The 22383-nt window shown below is 52.7% G+C and carries 31 protein-coding genes and 4 pseudogenes; 17 read left to right on the top strand and 18 right to left on the bottom strand.

Going from position 1 to position 22383, the window contains the following annotated elements; all coding sequences use genetic code 11:
- Positions 1–909 precede the first annotated feature (909 nt).
- On the bottom strand, positions 910–1149 hold the full coding sequence (locus ACMXYI_RS23590) for a hypothetical protein (protein WP_415769311.1): 240 nt from the start codon (positions 1147–1149) through the stop codon (positions 910–912).
- A gap of 485 nt (positions 1150–1634) precedes the next feature.
- Positions 1635–2885 (bottom strand): arginine deiminase, encoded by a 1251-nt coding sequence (arcA, locus tag ACMXYI_RS23585; protein WP_415769310.1) that lies wholly within the window; start codon positions 2883–2885, stop codon positions 1635–1637.
- Positions 2886–3166: 281 nt separating this feature from the next.
- Here arcA and ACMXYI_RS23580 point away from each other — a divergent pair.
- Positions 3167–3535, top strand: a pseudogene (locus ACMXYI_RS23580) (hypothetical protein); the annotation flags it as partial.
- Between the two features lie 54 nt (positions 3536–3589).
- Here ACMXYI_RS23580 and ACMXYI_RS23575 read toward each other — a convergent pair.
- Positions 3590–3823, bottom strand: a complete 234-nt coding sequence (locus ACMXYI_RS23575; protein ID WP_415769309.1) for a hypothetical protein — start codon at positions 3821–3823, stop codon at positions 3590–3592.
- The gene (locus tag ACMXYI_RS23570) at positions 3820–4077 is read right to left on the bottom strand and encodes a DUF6555 family protein (protein WP_415769308.1); all 258 of its coding nucleotides are present in this window, start codon (positions 4075–4077) and stop codon (positions 3820–3822) included. The genes ACMXYI_RS23575 and ACMXYI_RS23570 overlap by 4 nt, the downstream gene beginning before the upstream one ends.
- Positions 4078–4298: 221 nt before the next feature.
- Here ACMXYI_RS23570 and ACMXYI_RS23565 point away from each other — a divergent pair, with 221 nt between their 5' ends.
- Positions 4299–4610, top strand: coding sequence for a hypothetical protein (locus ACMXYI_RS23565; RefSeq protein ID WP_415769307.1), 312 nt, complete (start codon positions 4299–4301; stop codon positions 4608–4610).
- A 16-nt stretch (positions 4611–4626) separates the two neighbouring features.
- Positions 4627–5817, top strand: a complete 1191-nt coding sequence (locus tag ACMXYI_RS23560; RefSeq protein WP_415769306.1) for a carboxylate-amine ligase — start codon at positions 4627–4629, stop codon at positions 5815–5817.
- A gap of 312 nt (positions 5818–6129) precedes the next feature.
- On the opposite strand, the gene ACMXYI_RS23555 is transcribed toward ACMXYI_RS23560, so the two are convergent.
- A complete protein-coding gene (locus tag ACMXYI_RS23555; RefSeq protein WP_415769305.1) occupies positions 6130–6579 on the bottom strand; it encodes a low affinity iron permease family protein in 450 nt (149 codons plus the stop codon).
- A 189-nt stretch (positions 6580–6768) separates the two neighbouring features.
- On the opposite strand from ACMXYI_RS23555, the gene ACMXYI_RS23550 reads away from it, so the two are divergent.
- The 5 genes from ACMXYI_RS23550 to cydB all read left to right on the top strand — a co-directional run bounded on the left by ACMXYI_RS23550 (position 6769) and on the right by cydB (position 10940).
- Complete coding sequence (locus tag ACMXYI_RS23550; protein ID WP_415769304.1) at positions 6769–7269, top strand: CinA family protein; 501 nt, start codon at positions 6769–6771, stop codon at positions 7267–7269.
- A gap of 9 nt (positions 7270–7278) precedes the next feature.
- Entirely contained in the window at positions 7279–7797 is a 519-nt protein-coding gene (locus ACMXYI_RS23545) for a hypothetical protein (RefSeq protein WP_415769303.1), read from the top strand.
- A 7-nt stretch (positions 7798–7804) separates the two neighbouring features.
- Positions 7805–8251 (top strand): DUF421 domain-containing protein, encoded by a 447-nt coding sequence (locus ACMXYI_RS23540; protein WP_415769302.1) that lies wholly within the window; start codon positions 7805–7807, stop codon positions 8249–8251.
- A gap of 298 nt (positions 8252–8549) precedes the next feature.
- On the top strand, positions 8550–9926 hold the full coding sequence (locus ACMXYI_RS23535) for a cytochrome ubiquinol oxidase subunit I (RefSeq protein WP_415769301.1): 1377 nt from the start codon (positions 8550–8552) through the stop codon (positions 9924–9926).
- A 12-nt stretch (positions 9927–9938) separates the two neighbouring features.
- Positions 9939–10940 carry a cytochrome d ubiquinol oxidase subunit II gene (gene cydB / locus ACMXYI_RS23530; RefSeq protein ID WP_415769300.1) on the top strand — a complete coding sequence of 334 codons (1002 nt, stop codon included), beginning with the start codon at positions 9939–9941 and terminating at the stop codon, positions 10938–10940.
- 10 nt (positions 10941–10950) lie between these two features.
- Here the strand turns inward: cydB and ACMXYI_RS23525 are convergent.
- The 4 genes and pseudogenes from ACMXYI_RS23525 to ACMXYI_RS23510 all read right to left on the bottom strand — a co-directional run bounded on the left by ACMXYI_RS23525 (position 10951) and on the right by ACMXYI_RS23510 (position 12741).
- Positions 10951–11480: pseudogene (locus ACMXYI_RS23525) on the bottom strand (cupin).
- 39 nt (positions 11481–11519) lie between these two features.
- On the bottom strand, positions 11520–11780 hold the full coding sequence (locus tag ACMXYI_RS23520) for a hypothetical protein (protein WP_415769299.1): 261 nt from the start codon (positions 11778–11780) through the stop codon (positions 11520–11522).
- Between the two features lie 199 nt (positions 11781–11979).
- On the bottom strand, positions 11980–12114 hold the full coding sequence (locus ACMXYI_RS23515; protein WP_415769298.1) for a hypothetical protein: 135 nt from the start codon (positions 12112–12114) through the stop codon (positions 11980–11982).
- 69 nt (positions 12115–12183) lie between these two features.
- Positions 12184–12741 carry an ATP-dependent Clp protease proteolytic subunit gene (locus tag ACMXYI_RS23510; protein ID WP_415769297.1) on the bottom strand — a complete coding sequence of 186 codons (558 nt, stop codon included), beginning with the start codon at positions 12739–12741 and terminating at the stop codon, positions 12184–12186.
- A gap of 264 nt (positions 12742–13005) precedes the next feature.
- Here ACMXYI_RS23510 and ACMXYI_RS23505 point away from each other — a divergent pair.
- A pseudogene (locus ACMXYI_RS23505) lies at positions 13006–13167 on the top strand (general stress protein); the annotation flags it as partial.
- 501 nt (positions 13168–13668) lie between these two features.
- Here the strand turns inward: ACMXYI_RS23505 and ACMXYI_RS23500 are convergent.
- From ACMXYI_RS23500 to ACMXYI_RS23480, 5 genes and pseudogenes are all read right to left on the bottom strand, one after another.
- Positions 13669–13950 carry a hypothetical protein gene (locus tag ACMXYI_RS23500; protein ID WP_415769296.1) on the bottom strand — a complete coding sequence of 94 codons (282 nt, stop codon included), beginning with the start codon at positions 13948–13950 and terminating at the stop codon, positions 13669–13671.
- Positions 13951–14151: 201 nt separating this feature from the next.
- A complete protein-coding gene (locus ACMXYI_RS23495; protein ID WP_415769295.1) occupies positions 14152–14967 on the bottom strand; it encodes a DUF1206 domain-containing protein in 816 nt (271 codons plus the stop codon).
- A 277-nt stretch (positions 14968–15244) separates the two neighbouring features.
- Positions 15245–15400 carry a hypothetical protein gene (locus ACMXYI_RS23490; protein WP_415773957.1) on the bottom strand — a complete coding sequence of 52 codons (156 nt, stop codon included), beginning with the start codon at positions 15398–15400 and terminating at the stop codon, positions 15245–15247.
- 104 nt (positions 15401–15504) lie between these two features.
- Positions 15505–15666 (bottom strand): hypothetical protein, encoded by a 162-nt coding sequence (locus ACMXYI_RS23485; protein ID WP_415769294.1) that lies wholly within the window; start codon positions 15664–15666, stop codon positions 15505–15507.
- A 488-nt stretch (positions 15667–16154) separates the two neighbouring features.
- Positions 16155–17009: pseudogene (locus ACMXYI_RS23480) on the bottom strand (transposase); the annotation flags it as partial.
- A 570-nt stretch (positions 17010–17579) separates the two neighbouring features.
- Here ACMXYI_RS23480 and ACMXYI_RS23475 point away from each other — a divergent pair.
- The 3 genes from ACMXYI_RS23475 to ACMXYI_RS23465 all read left to right on the top strand — a co-directional run bounded on the left by ACMXYI_RS23475 (position 17580) and on the right by ACMXYI_RS23465 (position 18966).
- A complete protein-coding gene (locus ACMXYI_RS23475; RefSeq protein WP_415769293.1) occupies positions 17580–17750 on the top strand; it encodes a hypothetical protein in 171 nt (56 codons plus the stop codon).
- Entirely contained in the window at positions 17747–18382 is a 636-nt protein-coding gene (locus ACMXYI_RS23470; RefSeq protein ID WP_415769292.1) for an SGNH/GDSL hydrolase family protein, read from the top strand. The genes ACMXYI_RS23475 and ACMXYI_RS23470 overlap by 4 nt, the downstream gene beginning before the upstream one ends.
- A 125-nt stretch (positions 18383–18507) precedes the next feature.
- Entirely contained in the window at positions 18508–18966 is a 459-nt protein-coding gene (locus ACMXYI_RS23465; RefSeq protein ID WP_415769291.1) for a hypothetical protein, read from the top strand.
- Between the two features lie 278 nt (positions 18967–19244).
- On the opposite strand, the gene ACMXYI_RS23460 is transcribed toward ACMXYI_RS23465, so the two are convergent.
- Both ACMXYI_RS23460 and ACMXYI_RS23455 read right to left on the bottom strand, forming a co-directional pair.
- Positions 19245–19967 carry a type II toxin-antitoxin system HicB family antitoxin gene (locus ACMXYI_RS23460; protein WP_415769290.1) on the bottom strand — a complete coding sequence of 241 codons (723 nt, stop codon included), beginning with the start codon at positions 19965–19967 and terminating at the stop codon, positions 19245–19247.
- Positions 19968–20034: 67 nt separating this feature from the next.
- The gene (locus ACMXYI_RS23455; RefSeq protein WP_415769289.1) at positions 20035–20199 is read right to left on the bottom strand and encodes a type II toxin-antitoxin system HicA family toxin; all 165 of its coding nucleotides are present in this window, start codon (positions 20197–20199) and stop codon (positions 20035–20037) included.
- A gap of 100 nt (positions 20200–20299) precedes the next feature.
- Between ACMXYI_RS23455 and ACMXYI_RS23450 the strand changes: the two genes are divergently transcribed.
- The 3 genes from ACMXYI_RS23450 (at position 20300) to ACMXYI_RS23440 (ending at position 21430) form a co-directional block, all read left to right on the top strand.
- Positions 20300–20554, top strand: a complete 255-nt coding sequence (locus ACMXYI_RS23450) for a hypothetical protein (protein WP_415769288.1) — start codon at positions 20300–20302, stop codon at positions 20552–20554.
- 47 nt (positions 20555–20601) lie between these two features.
- Positions 20602–21066: a hypothetical protein gene (locus ACMXYI_RS23445; protein ID WP_415769287.1), complete on the top strand. Its 465-nt coding sequence runs from the start codon at positions 20602–20604 to the stop codon at positions 21064–21066.
- A gap of 175 nt (positions 21067–21241) precedes the next feature.
- Positions 21242–21430, top strand: coding sequence for a hypothetical protein (locus ACMXYI_RS23440; protein ID WP_415769286.1), 189 nt, complete (start codon positions 21242–21244; stop codon positions 21428–21430).
- 11 nt (positions 21431–21441) lie between these two features.
- Here ACMXYI_RS23440 and ACMXYI_RS23435 read toward each other — a convergent pair whose 3' ends face one another.
- The gene (locus ACMXYI_RS23435; RefSeq protein WP_415769285.1) at positions 21442–21630 is read right to left on the bottom strand and encodes a hypothetical protein; all 189 of its coding nucleotides are present in this window, start codon (positions 21628–21630) and stop codon (positions 21442–21444) included.
- Positions 21631–21770: 140 nt separating this feature from the next.
- Between ACMXYI_RS23435 and ACMXYI_RS23430 the strand changes: the two genes are divergently transcribed.
- On the top strand, positions 21771–21923 hold the full coding sequence (locus ACMXYI_RS23430) for a hypothetical protein (protein WP_415774012.1): 153 nt from the start codon (positions 21771–21773) through the stop codon (positions 21921–21923).
- A 31-nt stretch (positions 21924–21954) separates the two neighbouring features.
- On the opposite strand, the gene ACMXYI_RS23425 is transcribed toward ACMXYI_RS23430, so the two are convergent.
- A complete protein-coding gene (locus tag ACMXYI_RS23425; RefSeq protein ID WP_415769284.1) occupies positions 21955–22137 on the bottom strand; it encodes a hypothetical protein in 183 nt (60 codons plus the stop codon).
- Positions 22138–22207: 70 nt separating this feature from the next.
- Here ACMXYI_RS23425 and ACMXYI_RS23420 point away from each other — a divergent pair, with 70 nt between their 5' ends.
- Positions 22208–22375: a hypothetical protein gene (locus tag ACMXYI_RS23420; protein ID WP_415774011.1), complete on the top strand. Its 168-nt coding sequence runs from the start codon at positions 22208–22210 to the stop codon at positions 22373–22375.
- Positions 22376–22383: the final 8 nt, after the last annotated feature.

Here is a 22383-nt window from a genome sequence, read left to right as displayed (position 1 = left end):
TCGCGCGTACAATTCGATTGTTCGCCTTGGTGGCAGGGTGCCACAATGGCTTTTTGTCGCTACATCATGATCAGGCGGATCAAATGGATGGCCTTGAACAAAGGTATGACCCGTTTGATGCGTTGGTAGCATCACGGATTCCCTATTAATCCCATTTGGAAACCGGCGGCGGCATGGTAGTCGATCATGCCGCCCGAGGCGAACCTATGTCCCGTTCAGAAATATTTGCGCCAGCGGATATCGCGACGATGTGCCTTTCAATGCGGCGAACCAGTGCACAGGTAAAATGCAGCGTTGCAGCCGACGGCTAAAAGGCCGCTCGTGCTTCTCATCGGAAACTGTCGACGTTCACTTGCTGTGGTGGCTTATAGCCGCTAATAGTGAGGAGGTGCTTGGAGAGGGCGTGAAGATGATTTCGAGATTTGTTGTTGTCCCTGCAGTCCCCACGGAAACTGGTTCCTCATTTAATGGAACGCGCGCCTACAGCAAAACAGCCCCTTTAGGTTTTAACATTTATGACAACGAGAAAAAGTTGCGTTCACAGGCTACCTTTCTGACCCGTGAAGAGGCTGAGGCTGAATGCCAGTGGCTTAACTTGAGACCGCTGCAAAGGGTTCCCTCACATCGGGACACCTTCTAGATTCACGGTATTGTTCCTCGTTTGCAGGTTTAGAGCCGTCTTTGCTGATGAGGAGCCTAAGAACTAAGGTACCTCTGCGGATCCACGCTTCTGTCCACAACATCTGCTCCCGGTGACTTCAGTCACTGTTACGCTGATATTGGTAGCTAAAGTATTTTGGATCTATTCGCTTGGACAAGTGTGTCGACCAAGTGGAAGCCAGGATCTATCAACGTCAGATGACTTTTAATGACGTGCCGATCCGTTCTGCCGCGCCTCTGTTTCTGCGCCTAATGCTTGACGCTTGACGCTTGACGTCGGTCATGTTCGTGTTTTTCGTGGAGGTTGAGATACTCGTTCACGTCTTCCTGTGTGCGATGCTCCTGCCCCAAAAGCGACTCACTCAAGAAATTGAACCGCATTGACTCCTCGATAGTCAGGCCAGCAAATATTTCGTTGCCCTGAAGGTCAGTTGCGAGGGCGCGTAGTTTCCTGAGGTATGCGCGCTGCATGTCCGTGAGTACAAGCATTTGGATCTCCTGATAATTGCCACTGCGAAGCTGTGCCGCAATGCGCAAAATTCACTACCCAAGATTGTTGGGGCTGCTTGTATGGGGTTAGCATCGCGCGAAAGTTCCAACTGCTTTCATAGGAGAAGAGGCGCTATGCTTCCGACACACCCGGCACGTCCATGTTTATCTTGCGCCAGGCGGCTTCAGAAAAGCCGATAGAGGACGGGCTGTAGACAATATTCCATTGATCTGACGTAAAGGCGTACAGATCGCTGGGGCCGTCCGTTCAGCCTTCCGCACCTAGGGAGCAGGTTGCTTCACTCATCATTTCATTGGAACTCCCTATAACGCGCTCCGTCATCTGGAATGCCCGAAGTTCGTCAAAAGAGACGTGCGGTAAAAAGCCGATCAGCTGTATCCAATAGCTCCTTCATCCATAGCAGAGAGATGCAAAATTCTTCGCGTATTTTCGGAGCTCGAACCTAAATTCCGCACTGAGCAATTCAATAATCGATAGGGTCGCGAATGATAGGACAAGTCATGCAATGGCCACCCCCGCGTCCGCGAACGAGTTCACCCGCACTGATGGTAATGACCTCTATCCCGGCTTTTCGCATTAGCGTATTGGTGTAAGTGTTTCGGTCATAGCCAATGACGATGCCCGGTTCCAAGGCAACAATGTTGTTGCCGTCATCCCACTGTTCACGTTCGGCGGCGAAGCTATTCCCGCCCGTTTCTATGAAGCGTAATGTTTTGAGATCCAATGCCTTTGCCACTGTGTCGAGGAAGCTGGTTTTTTCACGGCGGATGTCGATGCCATCGGGTTTGCTCTCGTCCGGGCGCAGTGAAAAGGCAATGATTTGATTCACCACCTCCGGGAAGACGGTCACGACATCGCGGTCACAGAAGGTGAAGACGGTGTCTAGATGCATCACCGCTCGGGATTTCGGCAGTCCGGCTACGATCACCCGCTTCGCTGCCCCATGCTTGAACAGATTCAGCGCTAATTGGCCGATGGCATGGCTGGAAGACCGTTCGCCCATCCCTACCAGCACGACACCGTTACCGATTGGCATGACGTCACCGCCCTCTAGCGTGGCGTTGCCATGCTCTCGATCCGGGTCGCCGTACCAGATCTGAAAGTTGGCATCGGTGAATTCGGGATGGAATTTGTAAATAGCACTCATCAGCTGAGTTTCCTGACGCCGCGCCGGCCAATACATCGGGTTGATCGTCACCCCGCCGTAGACCCACGAAGTCGAGTCGCGCGTGAATAGGGTATTGGGCAATGGCGGGAGAATGAAGCTCGATTGGCCGTGGAAATCGCGAAACAGTTCTAGGGTCTTCCGACCGAAGCTGGTCAGCAAATCCTCTGCACAAACGCCTCCAATCAAGTACTCGGCAATCCTGCGCGGCTCCAGGCTACGCAACCAGGAATCCACCTCATTGATCAAACCAAAGCCAACTAAATTGGCGGTGATCTTGCGCTGCAGAATCCAGTCGAGCGCGTGAGGGGTGGACACGATGTCCGTCAACAGGTTGTGCATTTCGAGTACGTCGATGTTGCGTTCGCGCATCCTTGCGACGAAGTCGAAATGATCGCGCCTGGCCTGTGCGACCCAGAGTACGTCGTCGAACAGTAATTCGTCGCAGTTGTCCGGTGTCAGACGCTGATGGGCCAGGCCAGGAGAGCACACCATGACCTTGTGAAGTTTGCCGGCTTCGGAATGGACGCCCAATTTGAGTTTTGTCATGGTCTTTCCTCACGTACTCACATTCACGCGGGAGGAGGTGCCCCGACGCACGCGAGCGGATTGGGCAAGTCGATCTGACTTCGGCGATTTTTTTTGAAGTCACAGTGCTGCTCAATCTATCGACCGTCGCTCCGATAGTTTTGCTCCATTCGTCAAGGGATCGCACGCTCCCTTCCTGACGACCATACGTAAACAGTCAGCCGCCAAGTGGAGTTACTGAACGATTCAAAAAATTACGAAATAACTCTACTGAGGATGTGAGTTTTCCTGCGCGATGTAGATTTCAGGTTATTGCCTTTGCATCTTGCATGTCCAATCTCAATCCCGAGTGGGGCAAGCTGTTTAGACTGGTGGTGCCACCGTTTCTCGCGCTATTGGGACTGCTCAGCTCACTTAATGCTTGCCTGGTATTCGTGCGGCATATGACATCATCGATCACTGGTATTTCAAGCAGAGCGAACTACTGCGCAGCGAGCCGCTCATGGGACTGGCGTATGATGAATCACCTTTGTTTTGTGAGCGCGAATCCACTCATAAGGGGTACCGAAAGGCACTGCTATTCTCGGTGCGTACACCTTGGATCTTTGCGACTTGGATACTGCTGGGAACGTGGGCGGTATTCATCCGAGGTCACAAATCCTGGAGCCTAGGCGTATTTCCAATTTTTCAGCATCGAGTGTTCCTCTATTCCCTGTGCCGTGGAGCTAGAGTTTTTTTCTCCCGTCTGATGCGCATCCAGTTTTGGTAAGCCTCCGTTCGTTTGGCATCTGAAGAGCCTTGGCTGCGGTGAATTTTTTCCACACAGCTTCGGTTTTCGACTCTGCCTCCAGAATGCTGTAAGCGGCGGAGTCGAGTCGATCCGCCTCAAAAAAGAGCTCAGCGGCTTGAGCTAATGGATCGCTTCGATTTGAATCACCGGCCAAAATCTTTGCTCTCATGGCGTTAAAACCTCCGTCCAATCCAACGTTGCAGACTCACGCCATTTCACGTCGGTTACCCCGTTCCTTTCCGCTTGAGGTTTGGAATCGACTTTAAGTGGCGGCCTTCCTGGTTTCGGAATAGGGGCCAATCCAGCATCACAGCTTGCCCAATGCCAAGCATCCGCATTGCGCATCGTCTTTGTCCGAATGATGAAGGACTTCGGCTCTCCATGGAGCTTGTACTCAATGACGAAAAGATCAGTGCGGTTCATGAGGCGCTCCTTATGCTCATAGTCAAAGGAGTGAGCGCACCAAAAAAAATTCAAACTGTTTTTCAGAGCCGACAGGCTTTTGAATCGTCTGCTTTTTGTTTCAGAAGTGGGCGATACCAGGCTGGATAGCCAACACAGATTAAACACCTCTGGTCGGCCCTCATGAACCCATGGCGAACTCTGCTGATCCATTCAGAAATGAATCCAGGACTCATGCAGTCATGAACTCTTTTAAAAATCTGCTGACGCCAGCTCAAGAACGAAGACTCCAAGCCTTGGATTCGTGGCATCGCGCGCTAGAGAATTGGCCGCTGCGTATGGACTGCCCGGACACCTATCACGAGGAACTCCTTCGACAGGCGGATGAGATGGATCGTCAAGGTATCGTTGAATGGGAGGAGTGGAGAGACTTACGAGTCGAGGCAGACCAGGCTTACTTACGTGCGGTCGCAGGAGAGGACTACCACTCGACAGATCCCAATAAGACAACGTGCGAGACGTCAGCTATGTCGATTCATCTAACAATCGTTTAGGGCATGGGGAGGAGCAATGAACGGCCAGCTGAAATTCGGTATCGAAGAGGAGTATTTCATCACCGACCTAAACACCCGACAGATGCCAGGGAATCTATCTCGCGCGGTGAGTGACAAGTGCAAAGCTGAATTGGGGCAAAGCTTCGCGTATGAGATGTTCCAGGCACAGATCGAAGTGGCTTCACCTATTTTCACGAGTCTTGTGCAAGCAGCGGATTATCTAGCCAACGCGCGCGGCACATTGCAGCACTCTCTCAAATTCTTTGAGCTAGGTTTGCTTTGTGCCGGCAGTCATCCTTTGGCGGACTGGCGTGTTCAACACGCGACAGACCAGAATCATTTTCAGCAGCTGTTCAGAGATTACCAACGGGTAGCTCGGCGTAGTCTGCTTTCGGGTCTGCACGTGCACGTTGAGATTCCGAATCACCTGGATCGAATTCAGGTGATGAACGAGGTGCTCCCATGGATACCTTTTTTATTGGCATTCAGTAGCTCCTCACCCTATTGGGATGGTGACGACAGCGGATTTGCAAGCTATCGCCAGACAGCCTGTGATGAATGGCCCCGGATGGGTGTCCCCGAATTTCTCGAGGGTGATGTCGCCTATGCTGCCTACATCGCATTTTTGATCTCAACCGGCTCGATGAAACAGCCCAGCGATTGTTGGTGGGGGGTACGCCCCTCCGCCAGGTATCCAACGCTGGAATTGCGAATGACAGACGCATGTCCCCGTCTAGATGACGCTTTGTGCATCGCGTCTTTTTTCCGATTGATGATCGCTTACGCTATCGATCAATCTCACCCAGGATTGGCCTACTCGCAAAAATCCAGATGGATATTGATGGAGAATCGATGGAGAGCCAAAAGATCAGGAATCTATGCAGAGTTCCTGGTTGAGGGGCACGACCGGCCTTTTACGATTGAACAATGGCTTGTCATGGCAGAGCAGATTTTTGGCGAAACAGCACGGGCACTTGGCGTAGAGAGCGTTTTTTCTCATCTTCGGAAAATTATCCGGGACGGCAGCAGTGCAGAGCGACAACGTTTTGTCTACAAAGAAGCCGTAGGCAGCGGTCGCAGTGTCCATGAAGCCCTTTCAAACGTAGTTGATCATTTGCTGATGGAAACAGCAGCAGTACAACACGAACCCAAGTCGTGTCACCCACAGAGCCATGTTCAGCCATCTTCGGTAACGCTGGCACCATGACTCAACTTTAAGCAGGCAATCGTCCACCTATCGCAAATGCCCTCAACTGCGCTAGGAGGTCGGATGGACAACTACCACATCACCAAGAGCGATAATCTCTGGGTACTGACCACGGAAGGCGCACAAAGGGCTTCAAGACGGCGACTACTAAGGTGGAGATTACTGCGGTAGCGAGGACAAAACCGCGTCACTCAAGATTCATAAGGAGGGCGGCAAAATTCAGGAAGAACGGATTTTTCCTCGAGCCGCTGACCCACAAAAAACCAAAGGTTGAAAACGCTGGGTGATTTCGTTGTACCAGCAGATGAGAATTCATTTTTTTCCGGAGCCACTTTGGTCTGGTTCGGGTGACTCGGACGAAAGAGGCATCTGGCTTGCAGCAACATCCTCCTCAGATGCGTTGAATTTGATCTCATCGGCTGCACCTAAGGCGCTGTAATGCTCTCGCAGTTTTCTCAGTTCTCTTGAGCCCATTTTATCCAAGCATAAGGTGGCATTTTGAGCTTCGTTGGTTGCTCGAATTAGCTCATCTATTTTCAGATGCAAAATGTCGTTGTCCCGGTTCTGCGTGTTCTGAATCAGGAACACCATCAGAAATGTGATGATCGTCGTCGACGTATTGATGATCAGTTGCCAGGTGTCGTTGTAATGAAAATATGGCCCGGTCAGTGCCCAGATAACGATTAAAACGATGGCGGTTAGGAACGTCTTCGAACTGCCAGCCCTGTTGGACAGGGATTGACAGAATTGAGCAAATTTCATGAATGTACCTCTACGATGGTGACAGATAGACCACCGTAGATTCTTGAAATTCTTTCTTACCGTTTTCTTTTTTCCGTTAGACAGCAGCGGCTCGGTTTGTCAGGCAGAAGCGAAAACCCGAAGCGCATGAATTGAGGGAATGAATCGTTTCCTCTGATGTCGTTTGTATGACCACCTCGGACAATTGCCATGTCTATCGCCGGCGATACTGTTCACTACCTGCGCAAACACTCATTGCTGCTGACAACGGCTGAATCATGCACGGCGGGGAAAATCATCACGCTGCTTTCTGAGGTGGAGGGCAGTGGGGAGCTGATCGAGAGTGGGTATGTTGTTTACTCTCCCGAGGCAAAGCAGCGACTGTTGAGCGTCAATCCATACACCATCGAAACCTTCAATCTGACCAGTTGTGAAGTCGCACGAGAAATGGCGTTGGGCGCGTTGCACGACAGCACCGCCAATGTAGCCGTCGCGACGACAGGCATCCTCGGCCCAGAGGATGTCGACGGGATACCCGCCGGCACCATTTGTTTTGCCTGGGCCTATCAGACTGAATCGGGGCTGAGCGTATTCAGTCGTGCGCATCGGTTCATGGGTTCCCGCTGTCAGGTGCAGCGTTTGGCGGCAGATCACTCATTACAGCTACTTCCGTATTTTCATCAACGTGCGTTGGCCGGCGAGCGAGGATAGGGACACGCAATGAGCGAAAAATCTGACGATCCCGATTATCAAAGCCGCGACTACCCCGTTCGCGAAGACATGGCGTATCAGGTCAAAGTATGGCGCTTCGAGCGCTGGGGTTGGTGCGGCTTGGTGCTTGTAGTTCTGCTTGCATTGGCAGGAGTGTTCTCGCGTGGGCCGCTGAGCATTCAGGAATCTCGTGGCATCGATGGAAAACTCACTGTCAAATATGAATTATTCCATCGCAATGGCTCCTCCAATCCAATGAAGATCAGTGTTATAGGGGCGCCGGATTCCACTGTCGAGCTGGAGTTGGATGGCGGTTTAATGGAAGGATTCAGTATCGAGACGATGCAACCTGAGCCCGTGCGCTCCAGCAGTGCAGGGCGGGGTATCAAGTTGTGGCTGCAAACCGATGCTCAAGGTCGAGCAAGTATTTATCTGACGCTGCGCGGTGACGGGCTAGGACTATTTAGCACAAGTCTCAAGTCCCCTGGTGCGCAAACGTTGAACCTCCATCAGTTTGTCCTTCCATAGGTGATTTATGGATTCGGTATTGCGTGCCGCAGCGATGTACGTAGCGCTCATGGTGTTGTTCAAGATTGCAGGCCGACGTTCATTATCAGAATTGACCACCTTTGATTTTGTGTTGCTGATGATCATTGGCGAAGCAACGCAGCAGGCGCTATTAGGTGATGACTTTTCACTGACCAACTCGGTGGTCGTGATTGTGACGTTGTTCGCAATCGATGTTGGGCTGTCGTTACTTAAACAGCGCTCAACCTGGGTGTCGCGCCTGATCTCGGGAGAGCCGACGATCATCGTCGAGAATGGCAAGCTTCTACATCAACGTTTGCGACATGCGCGAGTGGGGGAGGCAGATGTCATGGAGGCAGCCCGTTCGAGTCAGGGTATCGAAACACTGGATCAGATCAAGTTCGCGATCCTTGAGCGAAACGGTAAGATTTCGGTGATACCTCGCGAGTCATAAGTAACCCATCCAACCTGAATGTCTGGAGTTAGCTTTTTAGTCTGAAAAGACCAGCTTTTAAAAAGCAGGACGAGATCTCAGACCTTCGCGCGAGATCTCGTCCTTTAACTATTGAAAAATTCCTACGTAACAAACTTATGGCTTTCGGAATCATTCGTAGCGGGGAGAGTCAACCGACAAATACTGCACCGGATAGGTGTCATGCCCATATCTGCCAACACCTTTCACTATCTTTCTGACCTTCACTTGCTGCCGACAGCTGATTTCGATGAAGGTCGACTTACTGTGGGTGGACTGTATGGACGCGGTTGATTCAGCGCTGGTGGCAGCGCGTACCCAGTTTGCAATCACCATCAGCTTTCATATTGTCCTGGCGGCATTCACCATCGGTTTGGCTAATTTTCTGATGGTGCTTGAAGCGCTTTGGCTGTGGCGTGGGCGAAAGATCTATCTGGACGTCTACCGTTACTGGCTAAAAGTGTTTGCCCTCAACGTGGCGGTGGGCACGGCCTCAGGTCTGATTTTGGAGTACCAGTTCGGGCTCAATTGGTCTCGGCTGTCAACTCAGGCGGGAGATATTCTCGGCCCGTTGATGTTCTATGAAGTGCTCGCTGCCTTTTTTCTGGAGGCGGGTTTCCTGGGCATCATGCTGTTCGGCATGAAGAAGGTGGGGCCTCGCCTTCATTTCTTCGCCACTTGCGCAGTAGCGCTCGGATCGCTGATCAGCGCATTCTGGATCCTGTCAGCCAATTCCTGGATGCAGACACCAGCTGGTTACGTCATTGGCGCCGATGGCCGCTTCATTGCCGAGGACTGGTGGGCGATCATCTTCAATCCGTCATTCCCTTACCGACTTGTGCACATGACGTTGGCCGCGCTGCTCGGCAGCGCCACGCTGGTGGCCGGCGTCAGTGCTTGGCAGTTGTTACGTGCGCCTGAGAATCCGCGAGCACGGATTACATACTCCATGGCGTTGTGGGTGATTGTTTTGCTAACACCCGTGCAAATCGTGGTGGGAGATCTTCATGGTGAGCACAGCCTCAAAGTTCAGCCGCAGAAGGTCGCCGCAATAGAAGGCTCTTGGACTCGCCCGCCGGAAGGAGAAGGGGAGCCGTTACGCTTGTTTGCTTTACCAAACATGACTGAACAGAAAAACCATTGGGAATTGGCGATTCCCCGCATTGCTTCCCTGTATTTGACGCATGACCTCAGTGGCACCATCGCCGCGTTGGACGAATTTCCACCTGAGGATATCCCTCCTGTCCCGACGGTCTTTTTTGCATTCCGCATCATGGTCGGTCTGGGCTTGTTGATGTTGGGGCAGGGCGTGACCAGTTTGATACTGCGATGGCGACAACGATTTTACGCAACGCGCTGGATGCTCCGATGGTGTGTGTTGATGGCGCCGGCTGGATTTCTCGCGATGCTCAGTGGCTGGGTAGTCACAGAGGTTGGCCGCCAGCCTTTCACCGTCTATGGCTTGCTGCGTACAGCCGACAGTCTGTCGTCGGTGTCTAGACAGCAGGTGGTTCACTCAACCTGGTTGATCCTAGTGTTTTACCTGCTGATATTCGGCATCGGCCTCTGGGTGCTCCTGCGAATACTGCGTGAGCCACCGCACGAAGACGAAGCCGGGCCACAGCCGACCCTGGCGGACGAGACAGGACATTCCTGAGGAGCTGAATCCATGTTGGACACTGACTGGATAGTCCTGCTTTCTGCTGGAGCCCTAGCGTTCTCGGTGATGAACTACGTGCTACTTGATGGCACTGATCTGGGTGTTGGGGTACTGATGGGCCTGACTCGTTGCGGCAAGGAGCGTCGGGCCATGGCCGTGACGATCCTGCCGATCTGGGACGCCAATGAAACGTGGCTCGTGCTAGGAGGCGGCGGCCTGCTGGCATTGTTTCCGTTAGCCTACGCCATCCTGTTGCCGGCGCTTTACCTGCCTTTTATTTTGATGTTTTTGGCGTTGATTCTTCGAGCAGTAGCGCTGGAATTTCGTGATTACTCGCCCAGTGACGGATTCAAGCGCATGGTCGACGGCTTGCTGCTCGTCGGTTCACTGCTCGCCGGCGGATCTCAGGGAGTGGTGTTGGGCACGCTGGTACAAGGCGTACCTAATGACGGTGGGCAGTACATTGGTGATAGCACGGAGTGGCTGAACGTGTTCCCGCTGTATTGCGGCGCAGTGCTTGTGGTGGGCTACACGTGGCTAGGGGCCTGCTGGCTATATTGGCGGACTGTAGGCGACCTCCAACGGCGATCCAGTCTTCAGGCGAAGGCGCTGGCCCTCGTGACTGTGGTGTTGCTGATCGCGTTGGTTGCGTGGACAGCCACACTGAACACTCGCTATGCGCAACGGCTTTCAGATCGGCTTGTGTGGTTGCCTGCAGTCATACTTCTCATTGCACTGCTGATCGGCTTTGCGCTGGGCCTTCGAAGTCGTCGTCATGCTCTGCCACTGTTCGCCGCATTGGGCGTTTTCGTACTGGCGTTTGCATTGATGATCACGGCGCTTTACCCACTGATTATTCCACCGCATCTCACCTTGCACGCTGCCGCATCCAGTCCCAGCAGTCAGATTTTCATTTTGGTGGGTTTTGCGGTTCTGATCCCCGTAACGCTCATCTACAACACCTACGGCTTCAGAGTCTTCAGCGGAAAGGTTCGCGCCGTTCGTGATTGACTGCAGCATCTCAACGCTGGCCAGCCCAATACCGGTGTACGGCGCCTTGCGAGCCTTGCACCGGATCCTGGTCGGGAAACGGCAGCGTGTCGATGCTCGCTAGTTGGGCCCTGGTTGGCGCCTCGCGGCAGATATCTGCATGCTGCCCCGGCGAATAAGTACCGACGACCAGAAAGTCTTCGTTTGAGTCTAAATTGCAGTGGCCGGTGCCGGCAGGCAGTAGCAACACGTCGTCTGGACTGACTTCAAGTACATGGCCATCCGGGCCGCCCAGCATCAACCGAGCCTGGCCGCTGGCGATGCCAAGCACTTCATGTCCTTCGGTATGGTAGTGGTGGTAGCTATAAACCCCGTATCGCCATTGTGGCGGCCACCATTGGCTATGAAGGCTTTCTCGAACAGTGCGGCTGGATCGCTGTCCTGGACGGCAATTGCTTTGGGGTAAATGAGTACCGGCAAGCGAGGGTTATTGGGAACCCATTCGTTGCGATCAAACATTAGGATTTGCACGGCAGCTGTCATAGCTTGCGATTTACTCATCAAAGGATCTCCGACATTCAGCTCTACGCCAACGGATGTTCATACGTCGATTTGGAATTCCAGATCACCGTTGTCTAACTTGCGCATCTGAGCCACCGTGCCTGTCAGATGTTCTTTGGGGGAAAGGATTATGGTTAAGGTATGTGCCTTGTGCAGGTCATCTGGTACTGGAGAAAGCACCTGCACCTGAAAAGCGCCGGGGGTGATAGGCGTAATGACAAGGTCGCAATCAACGCTTTTCGCTATAGGGCCGAAAAGAGTGTCGTGGAAGTAGTTCAAGCGTCCGGCAGTGGTAGCCATGGCAATCTCCTTGAAATGTACAAGGGATGAGAGGGCTTAAGCTTTTGCCCCACCTATGCGCTAGACGGAGCGTGTGACGGTTGAGTTCAACTCCAAGGCCCAACGGTGTATTTCGATGCTCACTGCTTGGCGTGCGTTTTCCTAGGCTATTTGACTGCTTTAGCCTAAGCCTCGCCCGGTAGCGACGCCTCTGGACAAATCACTCAGGTGCCATGAGCGCGGCGAGACTAATGTTGATGAACTCCTCATTCTTGCGGATCGTGTCCAAAGCACCACGGACGTTTTCGGCAACGTCCGCAGATCCGCGCTGCTCAACCCAAAGCGTCAATTCCATGATGGCAGCAACTATTGCTCTCTCGTGATTAGTCTTTGATATACAAGGATATCGCGGAGAGGGCTCGGCTCATCCACCGCTGACTTTCCAATGTTTGATATCATCAGCGAACATCATTTGCTTCATTTCATGAGCAATCCCGTATGCCAGAGACTCGTGTGCAGCGATGACTTTTTCTTCTGCTGAAAGGCAATGAAAAATATCGAGCTTGGTCTCTGCGTCAGCAGTTTCGAGTGTGAAAATTTGCACGTAACGCGCGAGGTCGTTGTCGAGGCTCGACAGGTATTCACGCAGGCGCTGATGGTCGACTGATTTTTGGCTGAAGTACCAATTCATCGGGTGAATCAGGAAGCGTGAGTGGGGCGAGGTAATTCGACGGCCTGCCGCCAAAAACATAATGATGCCCATCGACTCGATATTGCCCGCATTGATCGCGCACAGCGGTACCGGCAATGACTTCAGGAACGTGTATAGGGTGAAGCCAAAGTTGGTGCTGCCCCCGCTTGTAGAAAGATTAAGGAGCAAGGAGGTGGCGCCTTGATCGATGGCTTCGAGGCAACAGTCCCGGAAGCGCTCAGTCGTTCCCTGATCGATCTGGCAATGAAAATGCACGATGTGTTCAGTCATCGATTGACCTCCTGAGTGTGATGCGTGGAGGGCTTCTACGAGTTATTAAGTCTAGTAAATATCGAACATTTGGTACGAAAGCCGGCGTAAGGCACCATCGATGGACGGCGACACGCCGTCAGTCGAATGCGCGTATTTTCAATGGAACCAAATACCCGAATCCACTCGTCGCGAGCCCCATATTTCCGTTCAAACTTTCTGTTTTGTGCGTCCTCCGAATTAGACGAGCCCATGCTCGTGCTAACGATGTAGAGGTGAACAAAAATGGCCAATACAGGAAACAAAAATCCAGGCAATTTTTCTAGTGACAGGGACAAGGCTTCTGAAGCCGGAAAGAAAGGTGGAGAAGCCTCTGGCGGAAATTTTGCCAACGATCCACAACGCGCGTCTGAAGCAGGCCAAAAAGGTGGTCAAGCTTCCGGCGGGCAACAATCTCGCGATAGCGATCGCATGTCTGGAGGCGGGCAGGGTACGAATCGCGGAGGCGAGTTTGCCGACGATAAAGAAAACATGTCCAAACCCGGCCAAAAAGGCGGCCAGGCTTCAGGTGGACAGCAGCCCAACAAGGCTGATCAATCGTCCAGCGGTGGGCAAGGAAGCGGACGCGGCAGCAACCTTGCCGATGACCGCGATAAATCATCTGAAATGGGAAGCAAGGATGGTGGGATGAGCGGAGGTGGAGGCCGCAAACCCTGATGCCGTCTGACCCCATCGAGCCCCGAATCTTTCGGGGCTCGATTTCGATATTGCCGGACAGGAGATCCGAGCCTTGGTTCACAAACTCAGCAACGAATATGTTGGGGGGCAATTCGTAGAGGCGAATGCCGATCGCCAGGATGGCCCACCATGAATAACTGCGGGCTCACCGAATGATGTCGGGCGGGCACCAAGCCGTTCTACACTTGGTTAGCCTCTCGGTGGTACGTTTTATAAATTCGGATAATCATCCAGCGCAAGGCTAGACACACCTCTGTCCTCCGGCTCGCGCTTCGGCCTATGAATTACTCCTGCTTCGGCGTCCGCACGCATCTGATCAAGCTCCTTGTGGAATGCCTTGTCCTGAACCGTTGGCTTGCTGGTGTATGGTTTTCGATCTGGTTCAGGTTTGGCCGCATAAGTTGTTACCGCGTCAGGGTCGTGCTGTAGCTTTTCTTGAACTTGAGATTCCAGCATCGAACGAAGCGCATTTTTGTCGGGTCGACTCAGCAATTTGTTACTCCTATCAGGAACAAAGTACCCAGTTATTGACTGGGAGTGACTGGTTGGTGGAATTCCAAGCTTTTTGGACTGCGGGGGCAGCCACTGGCCTTGGGATTCGAAAAGAGGGAGCGACACTTCAATTACTTCCAACACAACTCACGTGTCAAATTGCAGATGCTAGGGGTGTTCCGTCCGGTATCCACTGCGTCCCTATGCTCTCGATACCCCAGGCACATCCATGTTTATCTTGCGCCAAAAGGCTTCGGAAAAGCTATAAACCGAAAAAGCGATCAGCCCCAAGGCCATCACCATCAAAATCAAACCTCCGGCCGGCAGATTCTGGAGAGCATCGAGGGCCTCCTTCATGCCCGGTGGATTCATGGCTTTGTAATTCGAGCCGCTGATTATCAGCAGTAGGGCGATCTCAATAAAGACGATTCCACGGGCTATAAGACCGAACCGAGACACGGGGCGTACATACCGCATGACGTCTTCATCGGCTTCAAAGTATTTCTCGAACGAGGCCTTCCATCCCTTGATGATGTGAGCAATGCCTACTCCCATTGGGATGAGGGCGACGAGGTACACCAATAAATTTGAGTGCTCCCAAGATAAAAGATGCGCCAGTAAATCCTTGGTTTGCCCACCTCCGGAATTGCCGGAGCTTTTGAGGCCGCTCATCAGTAGGCCCAACGCAAAAAACGCCAGCGCGCCGTTGACTACCCCTCCCGCCAACAAGCCTGCACGAATCACCCATCCCTTGAATTTTTTACCGTGATGATCAATGTCACGCGTTGCCTGCAAAACGCGCCAAGCGGCGAAGGCGAGCAGACCAGCCACCACTAGCCCGACTAGAACATAACCGAATGGCTGGCTTAACAGTGCCTCCAAGCTCCTGTGACTATCCTTCGATTTTGTCGAATCTAGTGCTGCCAGCAGAGCGAAGATCCCAATGATCAGATAAAGAACGCCTCGAGCGGCATATCCGCCCCGAGCGAGTACAACAAGGCTATATTGCGCGGACATTGGATGTATTCCCGAGAGGTAATACAGGAGCAGACCTATTGAGACGTGAGGGGTTCGATTGAAGGGAGGTCTAGATCAATTCTTTATTTCCATTGCGGTATCAAAGCTCATTTAGCAGGCGCTCAAGCTTTTCATGCTCCGAACCACTCCATAGCGTTGCCGAGTTTCAGGATACCCAACATGAACGTCAGGTGACGTGCTGTATCCATGACTTCACCACGCCGCTCTTGGCTTGCCTGCAAAACCAGCTCGTTTTTTTCGGACAAACCTATCCATTCTACTTGGCTCTCGCCGGTTTCCAGTCGGCAAACCCAACCTTTGGCGCCTCGTCTTCGGGTTGATGTTCTAGTGCGCCGGCGGCGCGCAGGGTGCCGGCCATATCTTTGAAGGCTGTGAAATTGAAGTCAGCAAAGCCGGTCATCGGGCCGCTGATATAAAATCATCTTGCGGTTTCTGTAGACACGGGACGTCCCATGCCGGGCCATGCCCGGGCTTTGGATTCGTTGAGGCGGAGTTATTCCTTCGAGTAGGACGCGGCTAGAGAGTCTCACTGATCCGCTCATATTCGGATTCCAGCCAGGCCGCGCGGTCCCGAGCCTCCTCGATGGTCGAGAATGAATCCACGTTCTTTCCGCACTCGGTATCGACCGAGAACTTCGCGGTGCCATTGATAGAGCGATCGACAACTTGGAATTTCATAATGGGATCCTCACGGTTGGAGCCGGATGGTTAGATAGCGCAAAGGTCGTTCGAGTCAGTGAGCTCAGCAAGCGGCTCTTCGACGTGCGCGACGCCGGACAGAAACGACATGATGATGGGGTCGATGGTTTCGGCTTGGGTGGGAACAGGTGCCCGTCGTGTGCAATTCAGCGTTAGGGATCCGCCTGGCCAACAGGTTATGTTGACCAGCGGGATCAGTGGGTCGTTCAAATGCGCTGTTTATTCAGTCGAGTCCGGCGAAAAAATCAATTGCAGGGTCATAAGGATCTTCGCCAGCTGGCGTGATTCGTTGAAGTGGAGTATTGCTTGAGTTCCGGGCGGTCGATCCGGTAACGGAAGTCGATATGAACTGGGTTGTAATGCTTACGAGTCCCCTTGGGCACACGTTCTATGGAGAGGTGATTGACCGCGATGGCTTTCAATATCGCTGTAGGACCGTCTCGCATTTACGGGCAACAGGGTGCGGACAGCGCTTCTCCAGCCGGGAAAGTGTATTCGTTTTTTGCCGCGTCATAGACAAAGGCATCGTTATTGAAACGCCCGCCAGCCTTGGCTCCAGAGGTCATCGGCTTGGGCACAAAGGCGGTGATGCCGGCATCGTGACAAGCGAGGATTTGTTCGCTTTTGAAATAACCTCGGTCCGCCAGCACCGACAACGTTTCTGACACTATCGCCTCGCGGGCCTGCTTGGCCATTGAACTGAGTTGATCGCGGTCGGAACCGACGTTGGTCACCTCGTGTGCAACGATCAAATGGTGCTGAGTATCGACCGCTGTGTTGTAGCCGACGATTCCTGCGCCGCGCGTCACCATGGAACGGGCGTCTGGATCGGTAAGTGAGACCTGTTTATCCGGCGATTCATTGAGCTGGATTTCGATCGCTTGAAGCTCCTTCATTTGAGTTTTGAGCTTGGCGATTTTCTCTTCCAGCCGCACGGCGCGGGGCTCAGACGATGTGGGTTCTTGCCGATCGGCAGCATCGAGTGCCGCCAGGTAACGATTGATACTCGATTCAATTTCTTCCATGCGCCGTTTCAGTTTGGCGCTGGCGAAATGGCGGTCGCGGTTGTTGACTGCTTTGAATTTACTGCTATCAATGGCGACCAGATTTTCTCCGAACAATCCCAACTGTTGACACAGCACAACGAACTGATAGCAGAGGCTTCGGGTGACCTTGCTGTTGTCTTTTCGGAAGTTGGCGATGGTCTTGAAGTCCGGCGCCAAACGCCCGCTCAACCACATCAGTTCGACGTTGCGTTGGGCTTCTCGTTCCCGCCGCCGACTCGATTGAATACGGTTGAGATAGCCGTAGATGATTAAGCGGTCAACTGGGGTTAGGAGCAGAAGCCAATAGCTTGCCTTGGAATTGCTCTTTTTTTGCTCTTGAAACACCTCCATAACAAGTCCAAAATTGAGTCTTTTCCTGCTTTGGCAAGAAAGTAAACCCCTTAGATTTCAATGGGTCGGACGCCAGATGCGAGTCTCGTTTCCCGCTCCAAATATTGCTCCATGGAGTTTGACGAATTCCACGAGGAACGAAAAAAATACCCGGGATATTTTCGTCTACGCGGTGCCCCACTGCGTTCCAGTCGTACCATTGGAGGCCCAGTGAGGGTACACATAGAGGTAGAAAAATTTTCGAACTAAAAAATTCCCTTTATTTTCAATAACAAAGAGAAAGGTTCGATTCCGGCTTCGCCATCTAAAATCAAGGGTTTGCGCGTGCTTTTTCCATAGTGCGCAATTCACGCAATACGCACACGAATACCTGAACCCGGCCATCGCGCCGGTTTTTTTGTTCCCGCCGTTCGTCGAAAGCTCGGCACTTGCAAATGCTTTGTCGTCTCTCATGTACAAGCACGGACATCCCGTGCATCAAAACGGAGAGCCAGCATGGACATTGATGAGAATGCCCCTGGAAACAAATCTCAGCAGGGCGTAACGGGCGGCACTGATAACGAAACAGGCCATGATCCTAAGGGGAATGAACCTGAGGTTCCGCTGCCTCCGGACGACGAAGCGCCTGTCGATGAAGAAATGGTCGATGTGGATGCCAACCAATGATCAAACGCTTTTGGATGAAAATCGCTCTGTTCTTCTCGGTGATCTTCTCGATCAATGCGATGGCGGCGAATGTGTTGATTATCGGTGACTCAATTTCCCTGGGGTATACGCCGTTTGTGCAACAGATCATGGGCGATCGTGCTGTCGTTACCCACTACGACGACAATTCCCGAGACACGAACTACGGCCTGGCCAACATGGATACCTGGATCGGTACCAAGAAGTGGGATGTGATCAGCTTCAACTTCGGGATATGGGATATTGGTAAGGTTCACCCGCTGTACCCTGGTCAGGGTCATGAAGGACCTGTCGCCGTGCCGCTTGCAAAGTATGAGTCGAACCTTGAAGCGATCATTGCCAGGCTGAAACTCACTAACGCCAAGCTGGTTTGGCAGACAATTACGGTTATCCCGGAAGGCGAGCCAAACCGTTACGCCGGTGACGAAGACCCTTACAACGCTGTTGCAATTCGCGTCATGAACAAGCACGGCATTCCGGTAAATGATCTTCATGCCCAAACCAAGGCTTTCCCGAACAGTCTGTTCAGAGAGCCTCACGACGTGCATTACAACGAAGCAGGCTACAAAAAGATTGCAGAGAGCGTTGCGAAGAGCATCAGCAAACAACTGTAATCCGGCTTCAAATCATTCTGAGCCCCGCCAATCAGCGGGGTTTTTCGTTTGCGAAATTCAATTTTCCCAAGATATCCATGTAATATCGCTTTGGCATCATTTGGCCAGCCGAACATGATAGGGATATGGATATGAACAGAGCTGCATTTGCGATTTTGCTTTCTTTGGCTTGTGCTTCAGCAACAGCCGCAACCAACGAATGGCAAACTGGCTGGGGCCAAGGAAAGACTGAGTTTTTTGCTGGCGATGAAGCAAAGAGTTACCTCAACTTCGCCTGTGACGAAAATGACGAGATGAGCCCGGTGAGCGGATCGGCAACTATTTCGGGCAAGGAGTTCTACTCGCACAACGATAAAGGCGGTTTCGACGTTATCGTTGACGGTGTCGAGTACAGCAATCCGTTTTATGTTGAGTGCAACGCCTGCTCCGGAAACTTTCCTGCGTTTTGGGCTGCAATGCGCAAGGCAAAAACCATTGAGTTGAAAGCTGACGGCTTGACCAGCTCGATCCCAGCCAAAGGGTTCAGCAAATTGACCAAACCTTATGCTTCGAAAGAAAACCCTTGTGGGACTGGTGCTTGGTAAGTCATCCGCTTTTGAGAACCCCGTCATTGTGCGGGGTTTTTTGTGCTCGTTCATCAACTCGAATGCACCCTGCGCTAATGCGGAATTCAAACCTATACGGCCCAGAAAAGCTGGACCTCAATAGCGAGGTGGGTATGTCTATTGATTCGAGTTTCGAGGATCAAACACAAGGTTCTGTTCCGTCCAAGCCTGAGCCGACTGGATCAGCGAGATCGATGCGATAGGGCGTCGACGCGGTGAAAGTCTACGGCAGACAGCGGGAAAGACTGCGCATTTATTCAGACCAGAGCGAGGCTTTCCACGGGTTTTCCTGTTACCTGATCTGTCATTGACGAGCGACGGAAACGACCGGTTACCACGATCTGATCGAGGACGGCATCCACCGCTTGCATCGTGTTTGGTTGGCGCGCATAGCGTGTGCGTAGGATGAAATCCAGTGAGTACGGCTTGATCTTCGCTAGGCCTTCACGGTTTTTTCCGATAGGCATTTCGGTCACGCCAGCCTCCTGATACGCATCCACCAAGCGCTCGATATAAAACCCGCCCTGGGCACCACCATATGGAAGATCAATCCAGTCAGGTTCCGCAGGACTGACGCGGATCGAAGTCTTCAGCGCTGCAAGTGCAGCTTCTAATTGTTCCATCTTCGACGTGTGTAGGAAATCCACAAGACGATCGCCTTGGGCCTGGTGCACACCAAGGGCCCGGCACAAGTCTGCTTTGCGCATGCCTTGTTTGATCATCTCGTTCCAGAGAGCGATCTTTGCCACGGTAACAGCCGGCAGAGGAACGACGTATTCGTCATCCTTCGGTGGTGTCGCTTCCGGAATCTCCCAGCGCTGATCGACATAGAGAGAGAGGGTGGTGTAGACCGCGCTGATGGATTCCCGGATAGCGTGCTCTTTGTCGTCACCATAGCTGTTGAGCTGTGGAAGATCTCGGCAGAAGACGGCCAGTCCTGGGGTTTCGACTTCCTCAAAGCGAATTGCATAGTCGTACATAGTCACTCCTTTTGGAGATGGTGAGTTCAATTCAGATGTGGTGAAGGGGGCTCAGAGCCGCAGTTGTTTAATGAATCGCCTTGCGGGTCGGTTCTGGCATTTCCTTGCTGCCGTGATCCCCGAAGGTGGTCTTGTTGCCGTTTGGGGCGGTGACGTTGAGGTGGCTTCCTTTGCCTGCTTCGAACGTGACCCCTTGGGCCTTCAACCATCGTCTGAACTCGCTGAACTTCATCACCTCGCCTCGTTGTTTGGATGAGTCTACTTTACAACACTTTTGTGTTAATACTACAAATATGTGTTATTTTTTCAATCATGCCCACAGAGTCGAGCGCATGGAGCTTCTCTACCGCCTGCTCGACAGGTTGGATACAGGGTTCACAGCTGGGCTGCTCGCAGCCTGCAGCAGCAAATCACCGACCTCATTGCCGCCCGAAAGTCCTGTACTGCCGAGGTTGCCTGCGGAGGCAAGGCAAGAGTCGACCTTACCGTTTCGCGAATCAGCAAATTGTGTCGCGACATTGGAGAAGAGCATGAGCAACGTCACCCGCTTGCGCCACGCCCTACCTATCAACATCATGGTCGGTTGACTCGTTAGGCTGGCATACTGCCCGTCCAATTAGGATGGTAGGTTCGTATGGGTTTTCCAGTGGTGACTGAGCAAGATCAAAACAAGGTTCGATACCTGGTCCGCGAGTCGGAACAAGTACTGAAAACGGCTCGTATCCTGGGCGAACGGTTCGCACAGTTGTTTAGTGGCGCTCACGCAAAGGAATATTGGGGGTTGTCGTTTGTGCAGGAAGGCGCAGGCAAGACTGCAAGCTTGACGTCACCTTTTGGCCGCGCACGCGCCAGCACAACCGTGCATGTAGGGAAAGAAGGTGTCTTTGGGCGATATCTGATCGAGAAAGCAGTCAAGAACTCTGATGGCGCAGAATCATGGCGAGCGGTGTGGCATGTCCGTATAAGCAATGATGGAGTTGTATATCCGGGAGATGAGGGTGGTGAACCTGTTGAGATCCGCGACAGTTATCCTGGAAGCTCGGACAATGATGTCGCCCGACTCGGGCTGTCCATGCTCTATTCAATAGGCGCCAACTAGCCGTCAACAACAAAGCCTGCTGATCATGCCCCGCTTATCTGCGGGGTTTTTAGTTTTTGAGGTGAAGCATAATCAGGCCGCACTCACCAGCGTCACTGCTTGACCTGTCTGAGTTATCCGACTTCGGTATCCGCCTAACACCAGCCCCTGATGTGTAGGAGACATTGGAGTGAGCATGACCAACATCACCCGACTGCATCACGCATTGCCACTGAGTCCCGCGATCGTGAAAGCGATCAACGAGATGGATGAGCGCCTGCGCAAGGCGATCGATAACGCCAAGGCCGCCGGCATGCCACAGGGGCCGGTCGTCGCGTTGCTTCCTGGCCAGGTTCATTCACAAACCACGATCATGGTGAGCTGAATACGCATCCACTACGACTCATCGTACTCACGATAAAGTCTTTCTATTGCTTGATCGTACTCATCGCCGGTGAGTTTGGCCTTGAGGGCGCTAATCTCGTCCAAGGCATTCGCGGCCGCTGCTACATCGTTTTTATTTGCTCGCGCCGCCCATTCTCTAGCGGCCTGAATTACCAGGTCTTCATGTATGCGCTCGATCATTTCCTATTACCTCTGTGACGTGATCAGATATTAACCCTAAACCAATCGTCCCGAGCGAGTTGGTGGACCGATGAAACGTCCCTGTCCTCCAGCGGGCCTTGGCCTGTTCAACGATGGCGATGAGTCCGATGGTGAACTGAATGGCCGCTAAGCTGCTGGAGTTCAAGCGTGAAGGCTGGCGTGACGCTGTTCATACGCTGCGCAAGATCGCTGATGACCTTGAGTCAGGTGAGCGTGAAGCCTTCTCGGTCTGTGGCATGCGTACTGGGAGCGGTCGCGACGCAGAAGGGTAGGTGTGCCGCAGGTGAGTGCGGTAAGGGCATATCAGGAAGCTGTGTATTCGAGGTACAGCTTTTCGAGCGCCTCCTCGTACTGGTCTTCCGATAATGACTTTTTCAGAACTGCTAGATTTTCTAGGGCTGAGGCCGCAGCCATTGCCTCGTTCTCCCCCCTGTAGGCGGCACGCAATCTTGCTGCTGCAATTATCGATTCTTCAGTCTTGCGCATGGCTATGCCCTCGAAAGATGGGGCTGCTTGGCACCTTCACTCATTATCAATTTTAGTCCCGAGACAAACGATGACAACCAAGCAACCCGACTGGGAGGCAATCGAACGCGCCTACCGGGCCGGGCTGCTTTCCATCCGAGAGATCGTATCGACCCAAAGCATCATCGGCGGAAAGCGCGCTTTGAACGTGAGTCAAGACCCGATCGGCGCGACCTGGACCGTTCAGTTGAGGAAGTGACGTGAGCA

The sequence above is a fragment of the Pseudomonas lyxosi genome (assembly GCF_047758685.1).
GTDB classification, from domain to species: domain Bacteria; phylum Pseudomonadota; class Gammaproteobacteria; order Pseudomonadales; family Pseudomonadaceae; genus Aquipseudomonas; species Aquipseudomonas lyxosi.
This window is presented reverse-complemented; position numbering and strand designations above follow the sequence as displayed.

What these genes read in the sequence shown, in the direction of transcription:
- ACMXYI_RS23465 (WP_415769291.1), top strand. Translation starts at nt 18,508, where the DNA reads ATGGATATGAACAGAGCTGCATTTGCGATTTTGCTTTCTTTGGCTTGT.
- ACMXYI_RS23510 (WP_415769297.1), bottom strand. Translation starts at nt 12,741, where the DNA reads ATGACTGAACACATCGTGCATTTTCATTGCCAGATCGATCAGGGAACG.
- ACMXYI_RS23475 (WP_415769293.1), top strand. Translation starts at nt 17,580, where the DNA reads ATGGACATTGATGAGAATGCCCCTGGAAACAAATCTCAGCAGGGCGTA.
- ACMXYI_RS23440 (WP_415769286.1), top strand. Translation starts at nt 21,242, where the DNA reads ATGACCAACATCACCCGACTGCATCACGCATTGCCACTGAGTCCCGCG.
- ACMXYI_RS23470 (WP_415769292.1), top strand. Translation starts at nt 17,747, where the DNA reads ATGATCAAACGCTTTTGGATGAAAATCGCTCTGTTCTTCTCGGTGATC.
- ACMXYI_RS23455 (WP_415769289.1), bottom strand. Translation starts at nt 20,199, where the DNA reads ATGAAGTTCAGCGAGTTCAGACGATGGTTGAAGGCCCAAGGGGTCACG.
- ACMXYI_RS23565 (WP_415769307.1), top strand. Translation starts at nt 4,299, where the DNA reads ATGAACTCTTTTAAAAATCTGCTGACGCCAGCTCAAGAACGAAGACTC.
- ACMXYI_RS23535 (WP_415769301.1), top strand. Translation starts at nt 8,550, where the DNA reads ATGGACGCGGTTGATTCAGCGCTGGTGGCAGCGCGTACCCAGTTTGCA.
- ACMXYI_RS23560 (WP_415769306.1), top strand. Translation starts at nt 4,627, where the DNA reads ATGAACGGCCAGCTGAAATTCGGTATCGAAGAGGAGTATTTCATCACC.
- ACMXYI_RS23545 (WP_415769303.1), top strand. Translation starts at nt 7,279, where the DNA reads ATGAGCGAAAAATCTGACGATCCCGATTATCAAAGCCGCGACTACCCC.
- ACMXYI_RS23540 (WP_415769302.1), top strand. Translation starts at nt 7,805, where the DNA reads ATGGATTCGGTATTGCGTGCCGCAGCGATGTACGTAGCGCTCATGGTG.
- ACMXYI_RS23430 (WP_415774012.1), top strand. Translation starts at nt 21,771, where the DNA reads ATGGCCGCTAAGCTGCTGGAGTTCAAGCGTGAAGGCTGGCGTGACGCT.
- ACMXYI_RS23555 (WP_415769305.1), bottom strand. Translation starts at nt 6,579, where the DNA reads ATGAAATTTGCTCAATTCTGTCAATCCCTGTCCAACAGGGCTGGCAGT.
- ACMXYI_RS23570 (WP_415769308.1), bottom strand. Translation starts at nt 4,077, where the DNA reads ATGAACCGCACTGATCTTTTCGTCATTGAGTACAAGCTCCATGGAGAG.
- ACMXYI_RS23495 (WP_415769295.1), bottom strand. Translation starts at nt 14,967, where the DNA reads ATGTCCGCGCAATATAGCCTTGTTGTACTCGCTCGGGGCGGATATGCC.
- ACMXYI_RS23450 (WP_415769288.1), top strand. Translation starts at nt 20,300, where the DNA reads ATGGAGCTTCTCTACCGCCTGCTCGACAGGTTGGATACAGGGTTCACA.
- ACMXYI_RS23435 (WP_415769285.1), bottom strand. Translation starts at nt 21,630, where the DNA reads ATGATCGAGCGCATACATGAAGACCTGGTAATTCAGGCCGCTAGAGAA.
- ACMXYI_RS23520 (WP_415769299.1), bottom strand. Translation starts at nt 11,780, where the DNA reads ATGGCTACCACTGCCGGACGCTTGAACTACTTCCACGACACTCTTTTC.
- ACMXYI_RS23575 (WP_415769309.1), bottom strand. Translation starts at nt 3,823, where the DNA reads ATGAGAGCAAAGATTTTGGCCGGTGATTCAAATCGAAGCGATCCATTA.
- ACMXYI_RS23590 (WP_415769311.1), bottom strand. Translation starts at nt 1,149, where the DNA reads ATGCTTGTACTCACGGACATGCAGCGCGCATACCTCAGGAAACTACGC.
- ACMXYI_RS23485 (WP_415769294.1), bottom strand. Translation starts at nt 15,666, where the DNA reads ATGAAATTCCAAGTTGTCGATCGCTCTATCAATGGCACCGCGAAGTTC.
- ACMXYI_RS23550 (WP_415769304.1), top strand. Translation starts at nt 6,769, where the DNA reads ATGTCTATCGCCGGCGATACTGTTCACTACCTGCGCAAACACTCATTG.
- ACMXYI_RS23445 (WP_415769287.1), top strand. Translation starts at nt 20,602, where the DNA reads ATGGGTTTTCCAGTGGTGACTGAGCAAGATCAAAACAAGGTTCGATAC.
- arcA (WP_415769310.1), bottom strand. Translation starts at nt 2,885, where the DNA reads ATGACAAAACTCAAATTGGGCGTCCATTCCGAAGCCGGCAAACTTCAC.
- ACMXYI_RS23515 (WP_415769298.1), bottom strand. Translation starts at nt 12,114, where the DNA reads ATGGAATTGACGCTTTGGGTTGAGCAGCGCGGATCTGCGGACGTTGCC.
- ACMXYI_RS23425 (WP_415769284.1), bottom strand. Translation starts at nt 22,137, where the DNA reads ATGCGCAAGACTGAAGAATCGATAATTGCAGCAGCAAGATTGCGTGCC.
- cydB (WP_415769300.1), top strand. Translation starts at nt 9,939, where the DNA reads ATGTTGGACACTGACTGGATAGTCCTGCTTTCTGCTGGAGCCCTAGCG.
- ACMXYI_RS23460 (WP_415769290.1), bottom strand. Translation starts at nt 19,967, where the DNA reads ATGTACGACTATGCAATTCGCTTTGAGGAAGTCGAAACCCCAGGACTG.
- ACMXYI_RS23420 (WP_415774011.1), top strand. Translation starts at nt 22,208, where the DNA reads ATGACAACCAAGCAACCCGACTGGGAGGCAATCGAACGCGCCTACCGG.